Source organism: Bacillus sp. BACIII (assembly GCF_057836745.1).
This window is the reverse complement of the sequence record NZ_CM174437.1, coordinates 252,114-274,697: the sequence shown is the minus strand read 5'-3', so window position 1 is coordinate 274,697 and position 22,584 is coordinate 252,114. Positions and strand designations below refer to the sequence as shown.

25 protein-coding genes and 1 other annotated feature are annotated in these 22,584 nt (G+C 46.5%); of the genes, 4 read left to right on the top strand and 21 right to left on the bottom strand.

The genetic code is table 11. The features are described 5' to 3' along the window. Positions 1-177 precede the first annotated feature (177 nt). Positions 178-1,143: an arabinan endo-1,5-alpha-L-arabinosidase AbnA gene (gene abnA, locus ACXN9U_RS01540; protein WP_060964590.1), complete on the bottom strand. Its 966-nt coding sequence runs from the start codon at positions 1,141-1,143 to the stop codon at positions 178-180. Between the two features lie 143 nt (positions 1,144-1,286). After that, on the bottom strand, positions 1,287-2,372 hold the full coding sequence (locus tag ACXN9U_RS01535; protein ID WP_016938631.1) for a M42 family metallopeptidase: 1,086 nt from the start codon (positions 2,370-2,372) through the stop codon (positions 1,287-1,289). Between the two features lie 183 nt (positions 2,373-2,555). Here ACXN9U_RS01535 and ACXN9U_RS01530 point away from each other — a divergent pair, with 183 nt between their 5' ends. Further along, a complete protein-coding gene (locus tag ACXN9U_RS01530; protein WP_016938630.1) occupies positions 2,556-2,948 on the top strand; it encodes a hypothetical protein in 393 nt (130 codons plus the stop codon). A 13-nt stretch (positions 2,949-2,961) separates the two neighbouring features. Here the strand turns inward: ACXN9U_RS01530 and ACXN9U_RS01525 are convergent, their stop codons facing one another. From ACXN9U_RS01525 to ACXN9U_RS01490, 8 genes are all read right to left on the bottom strand, one after another. Beyond that, complete coding sequence (locus ACXN9U_RS01525; protein ID WP_489202114.1) at positions 2,962-3,225, bottom strand: DUF1294 domain-containing protein; 264 nt, start codon at positions 3,223-3,225, stop codon at positions 2,962-2,964. Between the two features lie 58 nt (positions 3,226-3,283). After that, positions 3,284-3,643: a 50S ribosomal protein L20 gene (gene rplT / locus ACXN9U_RS01520; protein WP_007613019.1), complete on the bottom strand. Its 360-nt coding sequence runs from the start codon at positions 3,641-3,643 to the stop codon at positions 3,284-3,286. Between the two features lie 31 nt (positions 3,644-3,674). Beyond that, positions 3,675-3,875, bottom strand: a complete 201-nt coding sequence (rpmI, locus tag ACXN9U_RS01515; protein WP_003152493.1) for a 50S ribosomal protein L35 — start codon at positions 3,873-3,875, stop codon at positions 3,675-3,677. Positions 3,876-3,887: 12 nt separating this feature from the next. Then, positions 3,888-4,409, bottom strand: a complete 522-nt coding sequence (gene infC, locus ACXN9U_RS01510) for a translation initiation factor IF-3 (RefSeq protein WP_071543361.1) — start codon at positions 4,407-4,409, stop codon at positions 3,888-3,890. Between the two features lie 58 nt (positions 4,410-4,467). Further along, positions 4,468-4,598 (bottom strand) — a sequence feature (ribosomal protein L20 leader region). Positions 4,599-4,779: 181 nt separating this feature from the next. Beyond that, a complete protein-coding gene (gene lrgB / locus ACXN9U_RS01505; protein WP_060964588.1) occupies positions 4,780-5,463 on the bottom strand; it encodes an antiholin-like protein LrgB in 684 nt (227 codons plus the stop codon). Between the two features lie 12 nt (positions 5,464-5,475). Continuing rightward, the gene (lrgA, locus tag ACXN9U_RS01500; protein WP_060964587.1) at positions 5,476-5,916 is read right to left on the bottom strand and encodes an antiholin-like murein hydrolase modulator LrgA; all 441 of its coding nucleotides are present in this window, start codon (positions 5,914-5,916) and stop codon (positions 5,476-5,478) included. A 130-nt stretch (positions 5,917-6,046) separates the two neighbouring features. Then, positions 6,047-6,781, bottom strand: a complete 735-nt coding sequence (locus tag ACXN9U_RS01495) for a LytR/AlgR family response regulator transcription factor (protein ID WP_060964586.1) — start codon at positions 6,779-6,781, stop codon at positions 6,047-6,049. Beyond that, positions 6,759-8,540 carry a sensor histidine kinase gene (locus ACXN9U_RS01490; RefSeq protein ID WP_099744761.1) on the bottom strand — a complete coding sequence of 594 codons (1,782 nt, stop codon included), beginning with the start codon at positions 8,538-8,540 and terminating at the stop codon, positions 6,759-6,761. The genes ACXN9U_RS01495 and ACXN9U_RS01490 overlap by 23 nt, the downstream gene beginning before the upstream one ends. Positions 8,541-8,727: 187 nt before the next feature. On the opposite strand from ACXN9U_RS01490, the gene ACXN9U_RS01485 reads away from it, so the two are divergent. Further along, complete coding sequence (locus tag ACXN9U_RS01485) at positions 8,728-9,522, top strand: HAD family hydrolase (RefSeq protein ID WP_060964584.1); 795 nt, start codon at positions 8,728-8,730, stop codon at positions 9,520-9,522. A gap of 44 nt (positions 9,523-9,566) precedes the next feature. Here the strand turns inward: ACXN9U_RS01485 and thrS are convergent, their stop codons facing one another. The 9 genes from thrS to ACXN9U_RS01440 form a co-directional block, all read right to left on the bottom strand. Beyond that, positions 9,567-11,498 (bottom strand): threonine--tRNA ligase, encoded by a 1,932-nt coding sequence (thrS, locus tag ACXN9U_RS01480; RefSeq protein WP_029575353.1) that lies wholly within the window; start codon positions 11,496-11,498, stop codon positions 9,567-9,569. A 409-nt stretch (positions 11,499-11,907) separates the two neighbouring features. Continuing rightward, positions 11,908-12,738, bottom strand: coding sequence for a putative sporulation protein YtxC (gene ytxC, locus ACXN9U_RS01475; protein ID WP_016938621.1), 831 nt, complete (start codon positions 12,736-12,738; stop codon positions 11,908-11,910). Positions 12,739-12,803: 65 nt separating this feature from the next. Beyond that, the gene (locus ACXN9U_RS01470; RefSeq protein WP_489202113.1) at positions 12,804-13,445 is read right to left on the bottom strand and encodes a TVP38/TMEM64 family protein; all 642 of its coding nucleotides are present in this window, start codon (positions 13,443-13,445) and stop codon (positions 12,804-12,806) included. A 31-nt stretch (positions 13,446-13,476) separates the two neighbouring features. Continuing rightward, positions 13,477-14,412: a primosomal protein DnaI gene (gene dnaI, locus ACXN9U_RS01465; RefSeq protein ID WP_270353822.1), complete on the bottom strand. Its 936-nt coding sequence runs from the start codon at positions 14,410-14,412 to the stop codon at positions 13,477-13,479. 24 nt (positions 14,413-14,436) lie between these two features. After that, positions 14,437-15,846 carry a replicative helicase loading/DNA remodeling protein DnaB gene (gene dnaB / locus ACXN9U_RS01460; RefSeq protein WP_464862262.1) on the bottom strand — a complete coding sequence of 470 codons (1,410 nt, stop codon included), beginning with the start codon at positions 15,844-15,846 and terminating at the stop codon, positions 14,437-14,439. Between the two features lie 110 nt (positions 15,847-15,956). Next, positions 15,957-16,415 carry a transcriptional regulator NrdR gene (nrdR, locus tag ACXN9U_RS01455; protein ID WP_003152473.1) on the bottom strand — a complete coding sequence of 153 codons (459 nt, stop codon included), beginning with the start codon at positions 16,413-16,415 and terminating at the stop codon, positions 15,957-15,959. 249 nt (positions 16,416-16,664) lie between these two features. Further along, on the bottom strand, positions 16,665-17,045 hold the full coding sequence (speD, locus tag ACXN9U_RS01450) for an adenosylmethionine decarboxylase (protein ID WP_003152471.1): 381 nt from the start codon (positions 17,043-17,045) through the stop codon (positions 16,665-16,667). Between the two features lie 238 nt (positions 17,046-17,283). After that, entirely contained in the window at positions 17,284-18,306 is a 1,023-nt protein-coding gene (locus ACXN9U_RS01445) for a glyceraldehyde-3-phosphate dehydrogenase (protein WP_489202112.1), read from the bottom strand. 207 nt (positions 18,307-18,513) lie between these two features. Next, positions 18,514-18,900: a winged helix-turn-helix transcriptional regulator gene (locus ACXN9U_RS01440; protein WP_049627153.1), complete on the bottom strand. Its 387-nt coding sequence runs from the start codon at positions 18,898-18,900 to the stop codon at positions 18,514-18,516. Between the two features lie 183 nt (positions 18,901-19,083). On the opposite strand from ACXN9U_RS01440, the gene ACXN9U_RS01435 reads away from it, so the two are divergent. Continuing rightward, the gene (locus ACXN9U_RS01435) at positions 19,084-20,283 is read left to right on the top strand and encodes an MFS transporter (RefSeq protein WP_060964580.1); all 1,200 of its coding nucleotides are present in this window, start codon (positions 19,084-19,086) and stop codon (positions 20,281-20,283) included. Positions 20,284-20,337: 54 nt separating this feature from the next. Next, a complete protein-coding gene (locus tag ACXN9U_RS01430; protein ID WP_060964579.1) occupies positions 20,338-21,180 on the top strand; it encodes an aldo/keto reductase in 843 nt (280 codons plus the stop codon). 38 nt (positions 21,181-21,218) lie between these two features. Here ACXN9U_RS01430 and coaE read toward each other — a convergent pair whose 3' ends face one another. Both coaE and ytaF read right to left on the bottom strand, forming a co-directional pair. Continuing rightward, positions 21,219-21,812, bottom strand: a complete 594-nt coding sequence (coaE, locus tag ACXN9U_RS01425) for a dephospho-CoA kinase (protein ID WP_047476910.1) — start codon at positions 21,810-21,812, stop codon at positions 21,219-21,221. A 15-nt stretch (positions 21,813-21,827) separates the two neighbouring features. Next, on the bottom strand, positions 21,828-22,460 hold the full coding sequence (gene ytaF, locus ACXN9U_RS01420) for a sporulation membrane protein YtaF (protein ID WP_060964578.1): 633 nt from the start codon (positions 22,458-22,460) through the stop codon (positions 21,828-21,830). Positions 22,461-22,584: the final 124 nt, after the last annotated feature.

Here is a 22,584-nt window from a genome sequence, read left to right as displayed (position 1 = left end):
TTCATTTCCCCTTCCTGTCAAAATAAAGCGCTTGCATTTAAAAATATACGTATAAATTAAAATATTAAACTTTTAACCTTTTATTTGTACGAACAATTTTATTATAGTTAAGGAGGAATCAAACTGTCAATCTTTTATTGCAAGTAAAAAGCCGGACACACATGCCCGGCTGCTCAATTAATAGGATGGCCACCCTGAACTCCAATCGATATCATTGATGAGCATCTTCGGGATTCCGCTGTTTTCGGCATCATACGCATGGCGCACTAAAATATTTCCGTTCACAATGTCTTGGCCGCCCGGGCCTTTCCAGCGGTCATTGCCGGAATCAAGAATCGTCCCTCCGCCTTCTGACATGCTTTTCCCGCTTTTATCAAGATATGGACCGGTGATGCTTTTGGATCTTCCATAAGCAATTTTGTACGTACTATTCACCCCTGAACAGCATTTATCAAATGACACCATTAAGTAATAGTAGCCGTTCTGATAGGTGATGGCAGGCGCTTCCAAAGCTCCGCCGTTATTCGGTCTTGAGGCGATGGAATAAAGAGATCCGGTTGGTTTCATTGTGTTTTTATCGAGCTTTGTCAGCTTGATGCCGCTCCAAAAAGAACCGAAGGCAAGCCACGGATTTCCGTCTTTATCAATTGTCAGCTCCGGATCAATTGCATTGTAATGATCGGCGCTTGTCGAACGGATGACGAGCCCTTCGTCCTTCCAGTTTCCTGAACTGAGGTTTGCTGATGAAGCGAGACCGATCGCGGAAGTATTTTTGCCGAATGAAGAAACGGCATAGTACAGCCAATACTTTCCGTTATAAAATTGAACATCGGGGGCCCATTGATTCAGCCCGTAATTCGGCACGTAATTGCCCCACCAAGACAGCGGGGAAGTAAAAATTGATTTCTGAACGGTCCACACGCCGCCGCTGCCCGCCTTTAAGACGCGAAGCCCCCGCTCACCTTCCAAACCGGTTCCGAACGCGTACCACGTGTTTCCTTCTTTCGCCATTGTCGGATCGTGCAGCAATTCATTCGACGCACCCCAAAACGCGGCAGATACCGGGGACGAAGACAGCAGCAGCAGCCCGGCTGTGACGGCTGCACACGAAAAGCGGATCATGAGTTTGAATCTGTTTTTCATTTCATAACCCCTCCCTTTTTAAAAGCGCTTACAAAAATGTTCTGTAAGATTTTTCTATGTCTTTTCTTATTGTAGCCATTGTGATTATATTTGTACAGACAAAAAAAAGAATCTGCTTTAAAAAAGCAGATTCTTCCGTATCTTTATTGATATGTAATACGGTCAACCGTTTCCCGGTCTAATTTTTTAATTACTTCTGTGATCAATTTTACCGTATTCTCATAATCATCCCGATGCAAAATAGCGGCATGAGTGTGAATGTAGCGTGTTGCGATCGTAATGGACAGCGCCGGCACTCCGTTTGCGGTTAAATGAATGGAACCTGAATCCGTGCCCCCTCCGGCAATGGAATCGAATTGATACGGAATTCCCGCTTCTTCCGCCGTGTTTACGACAAGGTCGCGCAGCCCTTTGTGAGAGACCATAGATGCGTCATACAGAATAATTTGCGGCCCTTCGCCGATTTTACTTTGCGCTTCTTTTTCAGAGATTCCCGGTGTATCTCCGGCAATTCCGACATCCACACCGAACGCGATATCAGGCTGGATGGTATGCGCCGCTGTTTTAGCCCCGCGCAGCCCGACTTCTTCCTGAACCGTTCCCACTCCGTATACTTCATTCGGATGATCACTGTTTTTCAGATTTTTTAATACATCGATGGCAATCGCACAGCCGATACGATTGTCCCATGCTTTCGCCAATAAATGTTTTTCATTGTTCATCACTGTAAATTCAAAATACGGCACAACCTGGTCACCCGGAAGAACGCCCCATTCCATTGCTTCTTCACGGCTGGACGCCCCGATATCGATGAACATCTCTTTGATATCGGCGGCTTTTTTTCTGGCGTCAGGCGGTAAAATATGCGGCGGCTTCGAACCGATGATTCCCGTGATGTCTCCTTTTTTTGTCACGACGGTGACGCGCTGGGCCAGCATCACCTGAGACCACCAGCCGCCGACCGTTTGGAAGCGGAGAAAGCCTTTATCAGTGATTTGCGTCACCATAAAACCGACTTCGTCTAAATGGCCTGAGATCATGATTTTCGGACCGTTTTCTTCACCGGTTTTTTTGGCGATTAAGCTTCCCAGCCGGTCGGTTGTGACCTCATCGGCAAATGGTTCTATGTATGATTTCATCACTTGTCTTACTTCTCTCTCATTTCCCGGTATCCCTTTTGCGTCCGTTAACGCTTTCAGCATGGTAAGCGTTTCATCTAATTTTGTCATCAATAAACCTCCTTTTTTTCACTACCCTTCTTATTATACAGAACCGATGCAGAAGCATACGATTAATTCGCCTGAAAAACGGGTAAATGTTTTTATCTATTTCTTTTAAAAAAATGAAACCTTTTGTTTTGTTTTTCGTATTACATCAGATCATGACAAAGGTGAGGAGGTGCCTTCACACAGATGGCCATTACAGTATTCAGGATTGTCTTGCTTGCACTTCTTATTTATTTTATTTACATGGCGGTCAAATTCTACGCAAACCCGAAGAGAAGGCTCAGACTGGCACAATCAAAAGAAAATTTTTATTTTATTGATGAACAGAAAAACACGCGAAAAAATCTCCAGCTTACTTATAAAGGAGTGCTCTTTGAAGGAGAGAAGCATATCCCTTCCAAAGACCATCCGCTGTTTATTCATACGATATTTGTATGGACTGAGACTCCGGAAAAGCTAAGCAGCTTTTCTGCAGATGATTTCGAAGAAGTTGAGAAAAAGGTATTGGAGCGGTACCCGAATTGCAAGATTGATTGGGACCAGCCCATTAAAAAAGCGAAAAAAGCAGGCGGGCGCTGAGCCCTCCTGCTTTTTATTTATCATTCAAATAGATCAGCACAAGGGCGGCTTCAACGAGAAAAAGCAGCGGCACCCCGTATAAAAAAGCTTTGTGCTTTGTCTTATGCCTGAAGGTGCGCATGCCGAGCCATACGCCGAGTGAGCCGAACATGGCGGCTGTGAGCCATATTCGTTTCTCTGATATTCTCCACCTGTGCGCTTTCGCTCTTCTTTTATCAGCGCCCATGATCCAAAAGCCGTATCCGTTTATCAATACGGCATAAATGAAGAGAGCCATTAATTGTCACCCTTTACGTAAAAAAACCGCTCCCGGAAAGAGAGCGGCTTTTTTCAACTTACTTGTCTAACTGAGCTTTAGCAGCATCAGCAAGCTGATTGAAAGCAGTAAGATCATTTACAGCAAGATCAGCAAGCATTTTGCGGTTTACTTCGATGCCTGAAAGCTTAAGACCGTGCATTAAACGGCTGTAAGAAAGACCGTTCATACGAGCAGCTGCGTTGATACGAGTGATCCAAAGCTTACGGAAGTCACGTTTTTTCTGACGACGGTCACGGAAAGCGTAGTTTCCAGATTTCATGACCTGCTGGTTTGCTACTTTGTATAATCTATGTTTTGAACCGAAATAACCTTTTGCTAATTTAAGAACCTTTTTACGACGCTGACGCGACACAGTTCCGCCTTTTACTCTTGGCATTATATTTCCCTCCTAATTGTTCCTTGTCCGATTACTTGATGTTAGCAAGCTGTTGTTTGATACGTTTGAAGTCTCCTGCGCTTACAATAGCACCCTTGCGAAGCTTACGCTTTTGCTTTTGGGATTTGTTGGCGAATAAGTGACTTGTATATGCATGAGAACGTTTTAACTTCCCAGAACCTGTCTTTTTAAAACGTTTAGCAGATCCGCGGTGAGTTTTCATTTTTGGCATGGGATTTCCTCCTTATTGCTTTTCGTTTTTCGGCGCGAGCATTAAGAACATGCTGCGGCCGTCCATTTTTGGTTTTGTTTCGACTGTCGCAACTTCCGCACATGCTTCAGAGAAACGGTCCAATACGCGCTGGCCGATTTCTTTATGAGTGATTGCGCGCCCTTTAAAGCGGATAGAAGCTTTCACTTTATCGCCTTTTTCAAGGAATTTAATCGCATTGCGCAATTTCGTGTTAAAGTCATGCTCATCGATTGTCGGACTTAATCTAACTTCTTTTAAGTTAATGATTTTTTGATTTTTGCGTGCTTCTTTGTCCTTTTTCTGCTGCTCGAATCTGAACTTACCGTAGTCCATGATGCGGCAGACAGGCGGTTTTGCATTTGCTGCAACTAACACAAGGTCAAGATTTGCGCGGCCGGCGATTTCAAGTGCTTCCTGACGGGACTTGATGCCGAGCTGATCGCCATTTTGTCCGATCAGACGAACTTCACGTGCACGGATACCCTCATTAACCAATTGATCTTTGCTAATAATGAGCCACCTCCATAGTTTCTTCGAATTGATTCACAACGCGTTTTGACTGCATTCTGCAGGCAAACAAAAAGTGCGGGCATGACAACACACCCACACTACGAACATCTGCATAAATAAAAATGTACGGTCAACCTGCCAACTACATGAATGTGTCAATCAGGTGAGAAGCGGGTGCCTCTGCTTGTGATTTATATTCAATTCAATAACTATTCTACACAATACCGGACCGTTAGTCAAGAATGACTTATCCGGATCAACTTTTTCATTTTAACACGGCACCGGGGGGAGCGCAAGGAAAAATGTGAAATTTCGTTCTTTGCCGTCCGCGGATGGGCCGGACAATAAAAAAACCCGGGTAAATGATCCGGGTTTATCCACCAATGAGCTGAACGAATACCGGGATGACCAGCACCGTCACCACTCCTACGACGACAACCGCGATACTTGCCATTGCCGCTTCTACTTCTCCCATCTCAATACCGACCGCAACACCGAGTGCGTGTCCGGATGTGCCGAGAGCCAGTCCTTTAGAGATCGGATGTTTCACTTTAAACAGTTTTAAGAATAAAGCCCCGAGAGCATAGACAATGACGGCGTTGAAAATGACGGCGAAAGCAGTGATGTCGGTGATGCCGCCGATCCCTTTTGACAGCGGAAGGGCAATTGCCGTTGTCGCCGCCTGCGGAAGCATGCTTTTCATAACGGCCGCGTCAAGATGAATGCCTTTTGCGATCAGATAGACAATCGTGACTGAGCAGATAGAGCCGACAATGATAGATGACATGATCTGCCACCAGTATTTTTTCAGCTTGTCACGCTGTTTGTATAAAGGAATGGCAAAAGCAATCGTCGCGGGCTCCAGGAAGAACTTAATAATGTCTCCGCCGCTTTTATAATCTTCATATGAAAAACCGCCGAGCTCCAGAAAAAGGATGCCAAGCACCATCGCGACAAACAGCGGGGTGAAGAGGAAAAATCCTTTCGTTTTTTTAAATAAATACGTACCGATGCCAAAGGCCGCAAGTGAAACGACAATACCGAAATATGGACTCATCCGATTTCCCTCCTAATGCTGCACAAGTTCATTTTCTTGATTGGAACGGCGCACCGTTTGTTTATCAGTCGGAGCTGCCTTCTGACGTTTTTGGCTGACTGACAGAATCAGCTGAGAAAAAAGGCCCGTCGCCCCTAACAGAATGATGGTGGCGAGTAAGATGACGAGTGCGATCTGCACGCCGTACTGCTGCATGACGCCAAGTGAATTCATCACGGAGATGCCCGACGGGACAAATAAAAATCCGATCAGTGACGTTAATGATGTTCCCAGCGTTTCTACTTGTTCAAGTTTTATCACTTTCAGGCATAAAAGGACAAATAATAGCACCAAACCTACTACGGAAGCGGGTATAGGAATGGGGACAATCGCTGCAATCCCATTAGATATGAGCATAATGCCGGCAAAAATAAATGCTTGTGTCAGAAATCCGTACACTTTTTTCGCACTCATTTTCTTCACCTCTTTCTCTAAGTTAGGTCCATTATAAAAGAGAAACCGATTTATTAAGCGCTTTCACCACAAACGGCAGAATATTCAATCTGAAATGCAAAAAACGGCTGCTGAAATGCAGAAAGCCGCCTCATATAATATGAAGCAGCTTTTTTAAGTCCTTTGCGTATGTACGGCTGACGGGAATTTTAGAGCCGTCTTTTAAAATCAGATTGTAGGTCGAATTAAACCACGGATGAATTTCCGTAATATGCTCCGTATTCACGATGAACGCGCGGTGCACTCTCAAGAAGCCCGTCTCAGGGAGCTTTTTCTCAATGACAGCCAAGGTTTCATGAACGGAATAAGACGCGGCAAACGTTTTGACGGAAACGTGCCCGTCCTCCATGCCCGCAAAAATAATATCCTTCGTATCTAAAATGACAATGGATTCGCCGGCGGATACCGCAAGCTTATGCGCTCCGGCTGCGGACGGCTGTTCTGAGACGGCTTCTGCCCTGTCCTGCTTCACTCTTTTAAACTTTCTGATTGTCTGGCGGACTCTTTCTTCATCAAAAGGCTTTGTTAAATAGTCGAGCGCATCGACTTCAAAGGCTTTTAATGCATATTGGTCATACGCCGTCGCAAAAACGACAGCCGGCGGATTTTTCATGTTTTTCAGCCGCTTGGCAATGTCAAATCCGTTTTCTCCTGACAAATCAACATCTAAAAACAGCAGATCCGGTTTTTGATCCATCATGCTGTCAAAAGCGGATTCAATATTTTCCGCCTCGTTTATATCATCTACTTCATTCGTCCGTTTCAGCAAATAAGCTAATTCATCCCTTGCCAGCATTTCATCATCAACGATTAACACCTTCAGCATGTTCTTCTCCTTTAGTCATCAGTTTCAAAGGCAGCTCAAATGATACGTCCGTACCTTTTTGGGGTTCACTTTCCAATCGCAGAGCGGCTTCAGGACCGAACAGCCCGATCAGCCGCTGATTTAAATTGTAAAGCGCGGTTCCCGTTCCTTCTTTAGACGGCAGCGGACGGTTTCCGAGAACGGACAGCAATTCCGGATCAATTCCCCGCCCATTGTCCCCCACCCGCATTAAAACCGACGGGCCGGCGGATACCACGCTGACATTGACGGCACAGCTGTCCTGCTTTCTTGAAAATGCATGGCGGAGCGCATTTTCGACGAGGATCTGCAGCACAAAAGGAGGAATTTCGATGTCCTCCAAACCGTTTTCAATTTCAAGGCTGATTTTATATTTCCCGGGAAAACGGGCCTGCTCCAATGACAAATATGCCTGCAGATGGTTCAGTTCTTTAGAAAGCGGGATGAGCAGCTGCCTGGCGCCCTGCAGGTTGGAACGGAAATAGACACTGAGCTGCAGCAGAAGCTTTCGGGTTTTTTCCACATCGGTACGGCAAAGAGCAGAAATCGTATTGATTGCATTAAACAGAAAATGCGGATTGACCTGTGCCTGAAGCGCCTTTATTTCTGCATCTTTCAGCAATTTGCTCTGCAGTTCCGCCTCGCCGAGTTCAAGCTGGGTGGAAAACAGCATGGCGAGCCCCTCTGCGAGTTCTTCTTCAACCCGGCTTAAACCTGACGGGCTTTTAAAGTACATTTTCAGCGTCCCGATTGTTTTGCCGTTTGACGTCAGCGGCAATACGATCGCCGCATGCAGCGGACAGGGATCGTGCGTGCATTCAATTTCTTCCTTTGATGTCGCTTTCATAATATGCCCCGTTTTAATGACGCGTTTTGACAATCCGGTGATCAGGCTTTCAGACGGAATATGATGATCGGCCCCCGCGCCGACGTGAGCTAAAATCTTTTCATTATCCGTAAGCGATACCGCGTCCGTTCCTGTTTGCCTGTGGATGATGGCAGCGACGCTTTTGCATGAGCTTTCATTCAGCCCCTGACGGAAAAACGGAAGCGTCTGGTCGGCAATCATCAGCACCCTGTGGGTTTCAAGAGCTCTTGCCCGTTCTTCCTTCCGGATCATCGATTGAATGATCGAAAGAAAAATAAAAGTCCCTGATCCGTTTACCAATATCATCGGGATGCCGATGATGCTCACTAGCGTCCAAGCGTCAGAAAACGGCTTGGCCATTAACAGAATGAGCAGCATTTGCAATGATTCCATCCCGAGTCCGACCAGCGCGGCCACTCGCGGTGTCGGCATTGCATAGCGTTTTCTGAAATACCGCCCGATCCAGCCGGACAAAACCCCCGCTAAAACGGATGAGACGGCACAGCTGACTGCGGTCGCGCCGCCTAGTGATAAACGATGCAGGCCGGACAGTATGCCGACACCGATCCCTACATACGGGCCGCCCAAGAGTCCGCCGATTTCAACACCCATAATCCGCGTGTTGGCAATTGAACCGGACGGATTAATTTGAAACACCCAGTCATTATTCATGATTGTATTCTGCTGAATTTCTATTCCCGTATAGTTGCTGATGATACTGAACAGCGAGAAAATTGAAATCAGCACCGCTTTGCCTTTATAGCTCTCAGGCTGCTGGAGCGCCTGTCTGAACAATCTGGTATGAGCCAGAACAAAGCCCAATATGACGATTATTCCGACTCTTTCCAGCATCATAATGATCAAATGCAGCATGCTTTTTCACCTGTTCTTTCAAATTTTATTTTATCACGTTTTAACGCTTGAGACAGAATATGACACAAATCTGCCTGTTTTTTTCAAATCATCTGAAAACAAATCTTTCGCAGTCTATGTATCTATTGTAGAATAAACGGGAGCCTTGCGGCAGAGAGTTTAAGAATATACCAAAGAGGAGAAGATCATGAAAGCCGTATTTTTTGATTTGGACGATACACTGTTATGGGATGAAAAGAGCGTCAGAACAACATTCAGGGAAACATGTTTACAAGCGGAAAAAAAATATGGCCTTGACCCGCACACTTTTGAAGAAGCGGTTCGGAAAGCGGCACGGGAATTGTATATGTCATACGAAACCTATCCTTATACGGTCATGATCGGCATTAATCCGTTTGAAGGGTTGTGGGCGAATTTTTCCGAGCCGGTCAGCGAAGGATTTAAACAGCTGAATCAGATTGCGCCGGAATACAGACGAAACGCCTGGACGAACGGCTTAAAAAGTGTCGGCATAGACGATGCGGCTTACGGCGAATATTTGGCGGAGTTTTTCGCGGCGGAACGCAGACAGCGCCCGTATGTGTATGATGAAACATTTGCGGTGCTTGATAAGCTGAAAGGTGTTTATGAACTGCTTCTGCTGACAAACGGCGATCCCAGCCTGCAGAAAGAAAAACTTGCCGGCGTTCCTGAGCTTGCGCCTTATTTTAATGAAATCGTCATCTCAGGCGCTTTCGGAAAAGGGAAACCCGATGCCTCCATATTTGAACATTGCCTCAGCCTCCTGAAGCTGAAAAAAGAAGATGCCATAATGGTCGGAGATAATCTCAACACTGATATTTTGGGAGCGAAACGGGCAGGCATCACGACGGTGTGGGTAAACCGGACGAATAAGAAAAATGAAACAGACATTACGCCTGATTATGTGATCAGCGATCTTCACGAGCTGTTTGCGATTATAGAGAAGCAGAAACAAAAATAAAAAAACCCCCCATTCATTCAGAATGGGGGGTTTTGTGTGTCTGGTTATTTTTTCGCTTCGGCTACAGCCTTTTTCACAAAATCGTCCAATGAAACGGTTTCGGATTTCTGCTCGCCGTATTTCCGGACGTTTACCGCCCCGTTTTCAGCTTCTTGGTCACCGACCACAAGCATGTACGGGATTTTTTGCATTTGCGCTTCACGGATTTTATAGCCGATTTTCTCGTCCCGGCTGTCAAGCTCGACACGCAGGCCTTCGCGCTGCAGGCGCTCCTGCACTTTTTTCGCGTAGTCAAGATGCACAGACGGTGATACAGGAATGACTTGGAATTGTACAGGCGCAAGCCATGTCGGAAGGGCGCCTTTGTGCTCTTCGATTAAGAAAGCAACGAAACGCTCCATCGTTGACACGACGCCGCGGTGAATAACGACTGGACGGTGCTGTTTGCCGTCTTCTCCGACGTAAGTGAGATCAAAGCGTTCCGGAAGAAGGAAGTCAAGCTGCACGGTTGACAATGTCTCTTCTTTGCCGATCGCCGTTTTCACCTGCACGTCAAGCTTAGGGCCGTAAAATGCCGCTTCGCCTTCCGCTTCATAGTAATCATGGCCGATTTCATCCATTGCCGCCTTCAGCATAGATTGCGCTTTATTCCACATCTCATCATCATCAAAATATTTTTCCGTATCTTCAGGATCGCGGTAAGACAGGCGGAATGTGTAATCACTCAGGCCGAAGTCTTCGTATACGTCTTGAATCAAACGGACCGTGCGGATGAATTCTTCTTTAATCTGATCCGGGCGGACGAAAATGTGTGCGTCATTTAACGTCATGCCGCGTACGCGCTGAAGACCTGAAAGCGCTCCTGACATTTCATAACGGTGCATCGTTCCGAGCTCGGCGATGCGGATCGGAAGCTCCCGGTAGCTGTGAATGTCCTGTTTGTAAATCATCATATGGTGAGGACAGTTCATCGGACGGAGCACAAGCGTTTCATTGTCCATTTCCATCGGCGGGAACATGCCGTCCTGATAATGTTCCCAGTGGCCTGATGTTTCGTACAGGTCTTTGCTTCCGAGAACAGGCGTATACACGTGTTCATAGCCGAGGCTCAGCTCTTTATCCACAATGTAGCGCTCGATCACGCGGCGGATGGTCGCGCCTTTCGGCAGCCAGAGCGGCAGGCCTTGTCCGACTTTTTGAGAGTTGGCGAACAATTTTAATTCTTTGCCCAGTTTTCTGTGGTCGCGTTCTTTCGCTTCTTCAAGCATGCGCAAATGCTCTTTCAGGTCATCCTTTTTAAAGAAAGCCGTGCCGTAAATGCGCTGAAGCATTTGGTTTTTGCTGTCGCCGCGCCAGTATGCGCCTGCAAGGCTGAGCAGCTTAAATTCTTTAATTTTTCCTGTAGACGGCACGTGCACGCCGCGGCAGAGGTCAAAAAATTCACCCTGCTCATAAATGGAGACCGTTTCTCCTTCTGGGATGGCATCCAGCAGTTCAAGCTTCAGATTATCGCCGATTTCCGCAAACATGGCTTTTGCTTCCTCACGGCTCACTTCTTTTCGGATGATCGGCAGATTTTCACCGACGATGCGTTTCATTTCTTTTTCAATCTTCGGAAGATCATCCGGCGTCAGCGCCTGCTCCATTTCAACGTCATAATAGAACCCGTTTTCAATAACGGGACCGACTCCGAATTTCACATCTTTATAAATGCGTTTAATCGCCTGAGCCAATAAATGCGCCGTGCTGTGACGCATGATATTCAGGCCTTCTTCTGTGCCTTCTGTAATAATTTCTACGGCACCGTCCTCTTGAATCGGCGTTCTTAAATCAATTTCCTGTCCGTTCAGTTTTCCGGCTAAAGACTTTTTCTTTAATCCCGGACTGATGGATGCCGCGATATCTTCTGTTGTTGTTCCTTTCGGAAATTCCTTTACCGCTCCGTCCGGAAATGTGATGTTGATCATATCTGACATCTTCGTCACTCCTTTTTTTATGCAAATCAAAAACCCCGCCCCCTATGAAAGGGACGAGGTTAAATAAACGGAATCGTGGTTCCACCCTTTTTTCCGCGCGGCCGGTTTTATCGGCACCTGCGGCTCTAAACTCTGTAACGGGAGTTCCCGTCAGCTATTACTGGCGCTTATTCCGGCGTTCACAGCTGAAGTTCAAAGGCGGTAAAGACAATGATCCATAGCTGGAAAGCTTTCAGCCTGGGCTCTCCTCTCTTATAAAGCCGGTATCAATGCTTCATGTCCTTATCAATACGTGTAGCAATCATTAATCTGTTATGTATTATAAAATGTCTGTGAGAAAAATGCAACTCGGTTTTCCGTCTGATTTCGCACAGACAGCCCCGCTGCTGCCGCAAGGCCGTCTGTGCAGCTATCCTTCCGTCTTTTCCGCCGCAAACGCGCCTAACGGAAAAAGACGCACCCGCTCCTGAAACACGTTTTGGATCGTTCTGGACATCATATGCTCCGGTTTGTCCGTATACAGTTCTACCGTCTCAGGCGCGATGGAGATCAGCGGCGCAAGCAGGTGGGAATCTATATACATCGGGTGCTCCCGCACAAACCGTCTGTCTATGTATTTTTTCTGTTCCCGTTCTGACACATAGCGCAGCTCCCACAGTGTAAAAGCCCGGTCATGTACGATATGGACTTTCTTCATCCGCGGCGGATTGGATGTCACGTAATCTCTCAAAGACTGGATAAAGTTTTGATATTCCTGTTCCATCCGATATTCATCTATCGCAGCCTCGGTGTATTCCCTGAGCCGCTCATAATACCTGCCGAGCCGGAACGTCTGAAACGAACGCACGGAAAAAACACCCGCATCAAGTGAAATCGTCCGGAGCGCTTCTGAAATAAACTGTGTGCGCGGCTCTTTCTTCGGCTCAAACGGATGATCATCAAGCTCTCCTTCCATAATGCTGTGTGCAAGCTGAAGGATTTGCTGCTGTTCATCCTGATCGGTGAAGCAGTATTCGTCTTCAATAAGCGAAAGCATATGCTCGTCTTCTTTACATTCTAAAAAAAATCTGACCAGAATCGGCTCAATAAAGCGCTGAACGCAAAAAGCCGATTCAGACCTTGCGATTCCGACTTTTTTTATGCCTTCACGGACAATAAAATGTCTCCGGTCGTCCGATTGCTGAATGAGATGTAAAAAAGCGGCGGTATCGTGGTCATCTTCAAAGATCACTTCAAGCATATTTGTCCCCCCTTACGGCATCTGTTACAAGTATATGGGGGATGTTTTTAAAATAGACGTAAAGGTTAGCTTTCACCGCCGAACAAATGGCGGACCTTCTTCTTAAAGATGAGGGGAAGCGATAAAAACACGATGTAAAGACAGATGACTCCGAGCACGTTCAGCACATTTCCGGACATAAAGCTCGCGCCAAGCACATTCAGGACGATCGTCCCCGGGATGATGCCTGCTGCAGTCGCCAAAAAATACGTCATCGGCCTGACTTTCGAAAGACCCGCGGCATAGCTGATCACATCAAAATTTACAGGCAGAATGCGAAGAATAAAAATATAAAAGAAGCCATTGGTTTTCATCTGCTTTTGAATGGCTTCCATTTTTCCGTGACGGCTTTTTTCTTTAAAGGCAAACAGCCCGGCCGCAAAAAAAGACGCGGCCGCAGCGCCCATTGAGCCCGCCAGCGTATACACGGTGCCGAAAAACGGTCCGAACGCCAATCCTCCGGCGACGGAAACGATTGATACGGGAAACAGCACAAAAGGCCTGACGATGGAAATTCCGATAAACACAAGCGGCGCAAAGACACCGAACGATAACACCCAAAGACGGATCTCCTTAGGCGACAGATTCAGATATTTGCGGTTTGTCCAAAGCAAAAGGCCCGCTCCCGCCGCAGCCGCAGCCCATGTGACAGCCTTCTTATTCCTCATTCCCTCAAATCCTTCCCTTTGGACGCCGGCATTATGGACGGCGGCGGTTTTCCCCGTCAAGACGGACAGGCGAAGCCAAATATAAAATCCGCTCCATCAATCTTGCCGCTTTTACCTCTTCCTTTTCTCCCCGCTGTGAATACGTAAAATGATGCTTCAGCTCGTCAGGTGAAAAATTAGACGAGAAAAACGTGGGAAGCTGCTGGCTCATTCTGTGCTGAAGCACGGTGCCGATGACCTCATCCCTGACCCAGCTTGTCATTGACTCCGCTCCGATGTCATCAAGCATCAGGACGGGCGTCGTTTTGACCATATTCAGTTTCTCCTCCAGCGACTGATCCTGGAGAGAGTTTTTCAGCTCTCTGACAAATTCGGGAACATATACGATCATTGATGAATACTCTTTTTCCGCCAGCTCATTAGCAATGGCGGCTAGAATAAATGTCTTTCCGATTCCGAATTTTCCGTACAGGTACAGCCCTTTGCCTTTGCCCGTTTCATTATAGCTCTTCAGAAAATCCGTCACATGCTGGAAGATGCCGAGTCTGCTCGGATCTGTAATGTCGATCTGCTGAAACGTCGCGCCGAGAAGATCCCGCTGGATATACATGCTCTTCATCAGGGACTTTTGTCTTTTCTGGCGGTCAAGCTTTCTCTTTTCCGGACATTCGTAATATTCAATATCAATAGAACGTCCGTTGATCACAAGCTTCGGATGATAGCCTTCAAGCAGGCTGTTCGTCTCGTTGTCTTTTGAACAGAAGGCGCACCGCTTGCTTTGCTGAACGTATTCGTACAGTTTATTTAACCCTCTGTCAATCATGCTTTGATTAATTACATCTTTCTGTTCCTTCAAAAAAGCCTGGACGTCTTTGTCGGCCATGACTTGCTGCTGCATTCGTTCCAGGCGTTTTTGAAAGTCAGGTCTCTTCGTCACGCCTTCTAAGGATCGGCTGATCGGTTCCATTCAGAATCACCCCGCTTCTCTGTCTCAGTAGGCAGAGTATTTTTTCAGTTTTTTCATTTCTTCCATCATTTTTTTCTTCTGTTCTTCAAGATCCTCCGCGGAAAGAGCCGGCTGTTCAGACTTCTTCCCGGTTTCTTCTTCTTTCATCCAATCAGGGCGCTTTTCTTCCCGGACGGTTTTTTTGCCGCGCGCCGCGCCGTTTGTTTTGCCGTCCGCCCAATCAAGATATTGCCTGTGCTCTTCTATTGCGAGCTTCATTGCTTCCCGGACCGTCTTTACTTTCTTTCTGGCCCAGTGAGCGGCGATTTTTTGAATATAGTTTTTGGACAGCTTCATATCCGTTTTCAGCATGACATAATAAATCAGCACATTGGTGACACCGGGCTCAAGCTTCTGTTCGAACATAATATCGGCGATGATCTGCAGGTCTGCTTTGGACGGCTCGGTCCCGTCCGCAATGTCCTGAAGAAGCTTTCTCGGTGATATGGTCTCAAGCTGTGCAATGAGTTCGGCATTCAATGAATCGTCCTTTTCCGTCTTGTTTTCCCGCAGACGGACAGGCTGTGTTTTATCAATCAGTTCCGGAAGCTTCCCGCTTCTTTCAATTTGATACCAGTCGCTGGCGGCTTTTCTCAGTGCTTCGGCCGTTATCGTATCCTGTTCATTAATTGCGGTCATGACGACGTGCTGCATGGAGATAGGATCTATTCCGTATAAATATGAAAGCTTTTTAATGCTCTCCCGCACGTCCTGCGTGATTGATTTGCGCGGTATCATCGTTTCTGACAGTCCCGCCATGAAAAGCTCAAAATCAAACACTTCCTCCGTCACCGTATAGGAAGGCGCTTGTCCGACAGACGCCGTCTCATAGTCCTCGGGGAGCTTCATCGCTTCTTCCATATCCGGCGTCATTTTCCATTCGCTCGGCTGAAAAGAGGCAAAGGCGTGATTAAACGGACGCGTAATTTCCCTTGCATCCGCGCCGACGGAAGGATGCGTGTAAAATTGTCTCAGCTGCTGGTATTTCGTTTTACCGACTCTGTTATAAAGAAAGACATTCAGCATGCCGTCTTCAAAAAAATCATTCGGTCTGAGCGGGGGCAGCAGCTCATAAATAAACATCCGTTCCTTTTGCTCGGACTCCCGGATATACACTTTCAGCAGCCCGATTCCTTCAAGCTTCCCCTGTTCATGATGAATCTTTTTTAAATTTGCCTGCATCATGCCCATCAGCTGTCTGTGCGTGGATTCAGCTCCCCACAAACGGTTCTGCTCAAGCTCCCCCCATAAGGTCATATACAGGGAAAATGCAAATGAACCGATCAGCGGCTGGTACAGATGTGTCAAAACCTGTCTGTCGACATCCTGAAGAAGCGAACGGCTTTTGACCGTATAAGGATCTACAGGCAATACGTCATTCCAATAGTCAGCCATGATTCTCAAACCTTCCGATATGTTTCTACTCTCATTTTACACCGTTTCCGCCATCTATCAAATGCCAATTTTGCTCATGAGAAAAGAGCCAGACATCATCTCTTAGCTCTTTAGCGCTCTTTCTTTATTAAATCTTTCAATTCATCAATAAACACGTTTATATCTTTAAACTGCCGGTAGACGGAGGCAAAGCGGACATAAGACACCTCATCTATTTTCGCCAGCCGGTCCATCACCATTTCTCCGACAAGTTCGCTTTTGACTTCAGATACGCCTTGGTTTCGCAGCTCTTTTTCAATGTCAAAGCACATGTCTTCAAGTGTTTTTAAAGGAACGGGCCTTTTTTCACAGGCTTTAATTAATCCGCGCAGCATTTTTTCACGGCTGAATTCTTCCCGGACGCCTTCTTTTTTCACGACGATCAGAGGCATCTCTTCAAACTTCTCAAATGTAGTGAAGCGGTAATGGCAGGCTTCGCACTCCCGCCTTCTGCGGATTGATTTCCCTTCGTCCGCAGGCCGTGAATCAAGTACGCGGGAACCGTTATGCTGGCATGAAGGACATTTCAATTGGATCAGCTCCCATCTGTTTCATTGCTGTAATGCGGTTCGCAAGCTTCCGGTAAATGCCCGCCAACGTATCTAGGATGAGCCTATTGTGTTGGGAGAGCCGATAGACCGGCCTTATCTTTCTCTATTTTACAAAAAAATTGCTTAAAGAAAAAGCAATGCTGTTTTTTTACATTAGAAAAGGAGCATCAGCTTCAAAGCGCGTAATGGCTTTTTCAGCTTAGCTCCCTTGTGTTTGCGTTTTGAAAATTACAGTACTTTCGCTTGTGCCTGTTTAATCTGTACAGGCCCCATTCCTCTCGGTATTTCAATGTTTTCTCTTGTATCTGCATGTAATGCGTCCGCAATGTAATCAGCAGCCACATTAGGATCCAGGTCTCCACAAGTATAAACATCAATGCTTGCATATCCGTGTTCAGGAAAACTGTGAATCGTTAAATGTGACTCAGAAATAATAACGACTCCGCTTACGCCTTGCGGTGCAAATTTGTGAAATGCGACCTCGCGCACTTCAGCTCCTGATTTCAAAGCAGCATTTACAAACGTTTTTTCAATAAAATCCATGTCATTGAGCTTATCAAAATCGCATCCCCACAGCTCGGAGATGACGTGACGCCCCATTGTTTCCATAATCATGGACCCCCCTTAACAAGAATTAAAAAAGTGAATTTCCGAGAACTGACCCGGCCATTTACCACGGGGGAAAGTTAGTCCGGAGAGGTCCTAACCCTTTAAGTAATTCCGAAGCAGTCACGAGCAAGAAGTTCACGAAAGATAGTATACTGTGTTTAAGTTTATTTTGCAAGGAGTGTTTTTTTGCAAATATGCCGTTAAGGGTTTTTTCTAACAAATGTCCATGATCTTTATTCTACACAGCTGACGGGTGTTTCATTCGCGCGGCGACGTGGCGGATAAGATCAACGACCCGGCAGGAATATCCCCATTCATTGTCATACCAGGCGAGCACCTTTACTTTTCGGTCTTCCATCACCATTGTCGTCAGCCCGTCAATGATCGCGGAGTGTGAATTCGTATTATAATCCGAAGAAACAAGCGGTTCATCCGAATAATCAAGAATGCCGTACATTGACGTCTTTGCGGCTCGTTGGAAAGCGGCATTCACTTGCTCGGCCGACACATCTGTTTTCAGGTCACAGACAAGGTCCACTAAGGACACGTTGGGAACAGGAACCCGCAGAGCCAGACCGTGAAGCTTTCCTTTCAGATGAGGCAGCACGTGCGACAGCGCTTTAGCCGCGCCTGTAGAAGTCGGAATGATGGATTCTCCGCACGCTCTCGCCCTCCGCAGATCTTTATGCGGATTGTCGATATTTTTTTGGTCATTCGTGTAAGCGTGAACGGTCGTCATCAGGCCGCTCTCAATCCCAAATTCCTGATCAAGCACTTTGACGACCGGTGCAAGACAGTTTGTCGTGCAGGATGCATTTGAAATAATCACATGTTCATCCGGATTGAACTTCTCTTCATTCACTCCCATGACAATGGTAACGTCTTCATTTTTACCCGGAGCCGTTAAAATAACTTTTTTCGCCCCTGCTTCAATATGGCTCATCGCTTTTTCTTTTGAATTAAATTTTCCCGTTGCCTCTATGACGATGTCTATTCCGCACTCTTTCCACGGTAGCTCTCTCGGGTCCCGCCGATTGAACAGCATAATATGTTTTCCGTTGACGATCAGACTGTCTTCGGCGGTCTCGACTTCTTGCTCGTATTTGCCGTGAATTGTGTCATACTTTATCAAATGAGCAAGCGTTTCCGGGGGATAGCTTGCATTAATGGCTGTTATTTGAATTTGATCATCTTCCATCGCTTTTCTGAACACCATTCTTCCGATTCTTCCAAACCCGTTGATTGCTACTTTTACCTTCATGCCCAGGTCACCCCTTTTTAATATGCCACTCTAATTTAATTTTAATTACATATAGTATAACACATTAAAAGAAATCCGCCAGTACAACTTGATAAAAATCCGCCCTTATACCGATCAATATGTTGTTCAATCGGTTTTTTTGCATATAAAATGATCTTTTTTCCATAAAAAAAGCAGGATCAGCATCTCTGGCTGCCTGCTTTTTTCTTATATTTGTTCCGGATCTTTAAATTTGTCATTTAAAATGCTGTCCTCTAATACGGATGACACCTCGCCGTACCGTTTGGAAATATGCATCGCGCCCCAGTCGCACAGCGCGTTTAAAATTCTTTCCAGGCTGTGCCCGTATTCACTCAATTCGTATTCCACTTTCGGCGGCACCTGATTGTACACGATCCGGTTGATGACGCCGTCAGCTTCCAATTCCCGCAATTGCTGTGTCAGCATCTTTTGGGTAATGTCCGGCATAAGCCGCTTCAATTCGCTTGTCCGCTTTTTTCCGCGCATCAGGTGGCAGAGGATCACACACTTCCATTTTCCGCCGATCACTTCAAGCGTCGCCTCTACAGATATATTATATTTTTTCTTCAGCAACGGTAATTCCTCCTCATCTATAGGAACTAAAAAGTGCCTATGGCACTTAAAAGTACGTTCTTTTCAATGACTCATCTATCGATCATAATGACATTTGCCGGCTGAAAAGGAATGTACTCTTATACTTATATCGTTTACCCGGCATCATTTCAACCATACATTTTCGTTCAAGGAGGAAAACAGATGTCTTCACATCGCCAAAGCTATTTACCAGCGCTGCTGGCATTAGCCGTCAGTGCTTTTGCGATCGGCACAACCGAATTTATCAGCGTCGGACTGCTGCCGCTTATATCTCATGATCTGCATATACCTGTGACAACGGCGGGACTTACCGTTTCCATGTATGCTCTGGGTGTGACATTCGGCGCCCCGGTTTTAACTTCTCTTACATCAGGCATGTCGCGGAAAACGCTGCTGCTCTGGGTGATGCTGATTTTTATCGCCGGAAATACACTTGCAGCGAGCGCTTCCTCAATCGGCGTCTTACTGGCAGCACGGGTCATTTCGGCTTTTTCCCACGGCATTTTCATGTCAATCGGGGCAACAATCGCCGCCAATATCGTGCCGGAGCATAAAAGAGCAAGCGCGATTTCCATCATGTTCACGGGGCTGACGGTGGCTACAGTGACCGGTGTTCCGTTCGGCACCTATCTCGGCCAGCAATTCGGATGGAGAATCGCATTTGCCGTCATCGTCGCGGTAGGAATCATTGCATTCCTTACAAATGCGCTTCTCGTTCCGTCACATTTGCGCAAAGGAACGAAAACCGCATTTTCCGAACAGATCAAACTCGTCAAAAACGGCCGGCTGCTGCTTTTATTTATTATTACAGCGTTAGGCTACGGCGGAACGTTTGTCGTGTTTACGTATTTATCTCCGCTTCTTCAGGAAGTAACCGGTTTTCAGAAAGAAACCGTCGCGGCCATCCTGCTTGTTTACGGAATTGCGATTGCCATCGGAAACATGATCGGCGGCCGGTTATCAAATCGGAATCCGCTGAGAGCATTGTTTTACATGTTCATTGTCCAGGCGGCTGTGCTGTTTGTCCTGACTTTTACCGCGCCGTTTAAAACAGCCGGATTAATCACCATTATTTTTATGGGGCTGTTGGCGTTTATGAATGTGCCTGGGCTTCAGGTATATGTCGTGATGCTGAGTGAACGTTTTGCGCCAAGCGCCGTTGATACAGCATCAGCCTTAAACATCGCGGCATTTAATGCCGGAATCGCAATCGGTTCTTTTGCCGGCGGGATTATAACAGATTCAATCGGGATTATTCATACCGCTTGGATCGGGGCGTTAATGGTGCTCAGCGCGGTCGTGTTAACCGGATGGAGCAGAAAGCTTGAAAAGCGGGATCGCACTGTCCTTGAAAGGAGGTGAGTTTTTCTTCAGCGCATTTTAATTTTTTTAACAAACAATAGGAGGAACATATACATGACAACACATTTACAAGCAAAAGCAACATTGCATAACGGAGTAGAGATGCCTTGGTTCGGCATCGGAGTTTTCAAAGTAGAGGAAGGCGCGGAACTCGTCAACGCGGTGAAAACGGCATTGGTGCACGGCTATCGCAGTGTTGATACCGCCGCGATTTACGGAAATGAAGAGGGTGTCGGCGAAGGCATCCGCCAAGGATTGCAAGAAGCGGGATTAAAGCGTGAAGACATTTTTGTCACGTCAAAAGTGTGGAATGCCGATTTAGGGTATGAAGAAACGTTAAAAGCATTTGACACAAGCTTAGAAAAACTCGGTTTAGACTATTTAGATTTATATTTGATCCATTGGCCTGTCGAAGGAAAGTACATCGATGCGTGGCGGGCGCTCGAAACCCTCTACCGGGATGGACGGATTAAGGCGATCGGGGTCAGCAATTTCCAAATTCACCATCTGAAACATCTCATGAAAGAAACGGAAATCAAGCCGATGATTAACCAGGTGGAGTACCACCCCCGTCTGACACAGAAAGAACTGCACGCTTTCTGCGCCGAACAAAATATTCAGCTTGAAGCATGGTCGCCATTGATGCAAGGCCAGCTGCTTGATCATCCCGTCTTACAGGAAATCGCTGAGAAATACGGCAAATCAGCCGCTCAAGTGATTTTGCGCTGGGATTTGCAAAACGGCGTCATCACCATTCCGAAATCAACTAAAAAACACCGTATTGAAGAAAATGCAAATGTCTTCGATTTCGAACTGTCAGCTGACGATATGAAGCGGATTGATGATCTGAACGAAAATCTCCGTGTCGGCCCGGACCCTGACAATTTTGATTTTTAACCAGAAAAACACCGTTCGGTTTTCCGAACGGTGTTTCTTTATGTCCAGCTGCTCAATATTTCCTCCAGCTGATGCTTCGTATAGTCAAGACTGCCGCTGTTATCAATGACGGCGTCAGCTTTTTTTGTTTTGTCCGCTAAAGGCATTTGCGATGTTATCCGGCTCATCGCTTCTTCTTCTGTAAGTGAATTCCGCTTCATCAGCCGTTTGAGCTGGATGTCTGCCGGTACGGTGACGACGAGCACTTTGCCGACCAGATAGTCAAGCCCGCTTTCATACAAAAGCGGTATATCCAAAACGACGAACCGCTCTTTTCGCGCAACGGCTTCATCCCGCTGTTTCATCATTTCCGCACGCACTGCCGGATGAACGATCTGATTCAGCATCAGACGCTTCTGTTCGTCCGTAAAAACGATAGAACCGAGTTTTTTTCTGTCAATGCCGCCGTTTTCCAGCAGGATGTCTTTTCCGAACGCTTCAACGATCTGTCCGTAAGCCGGCATTCCTTTTTCCACCGCCTGCTTAGCGATGACATCCGCATCAATGACTGTTATTTTTTTGTCGATCAGCATGCGCGCTACCGTGCTTTTGCCGCTGGCGATGCCTCCCGTTAAACCGATGACCAAGCTCAAAAAGCCCACTCCTTCTTACATTTTCCAAATCCCGATGATAATCAGCAGGATCCCCGGCAAAAATGTCATTTTATCTATCCAATTACATCTTGAAAGAAAATGCCCGGCGTTGATGCCGAATGACACAAACAGCGAGCTCATCACCCCGACGGTCACGCTCATCATAACCGGAGAAAAACCAAGAATGGCCGCTCCCATGCCTGCGCCAAAGGCGTCAATAGATAAGGCGATACCGAGCAGAAGCGCTTCGACTCCGTTAATGGTTCCGGATTGATCAATATCTGCGCTGGTCGGCTTTTTCAAAATGTGAATCACGATGCCGAGCGATTTCACTTCAAGGTTTAGCAGTGTTTTTTCGTGTAATAAGTAATCCGGCTCTTTCGCCGGTTTAAAAAATTGATAGATGACCCATGCCCCGATTCCGATTAAGATCAGCCCGCCCAGTTTCTCCGTGACGGATACAGGGAAAATCTTTGTCAGAAAATGGCCGATCAGCATGGATATAAACATCACAGAGGCTGAACAGCAAGCGATCACGGCAATCGCTTTGAACGGGATTTTCATTTTTCTCAATCCATACGTAAACCCGACTGAAAAACTGTCCAAGCTGACAGCAAAAGCCAAAAGCAGCAAAGAAACAATCTCCATATCCGTTTCTCCCTTTCTCTTGATCGGCAATTGTGACATATGCCTATTGGGTGAATCACAATATATATATGGAGAAAGGTCATCAACTGTGTTAGAAAAAAGTCATTCTGCTGCCGCCTGCTTG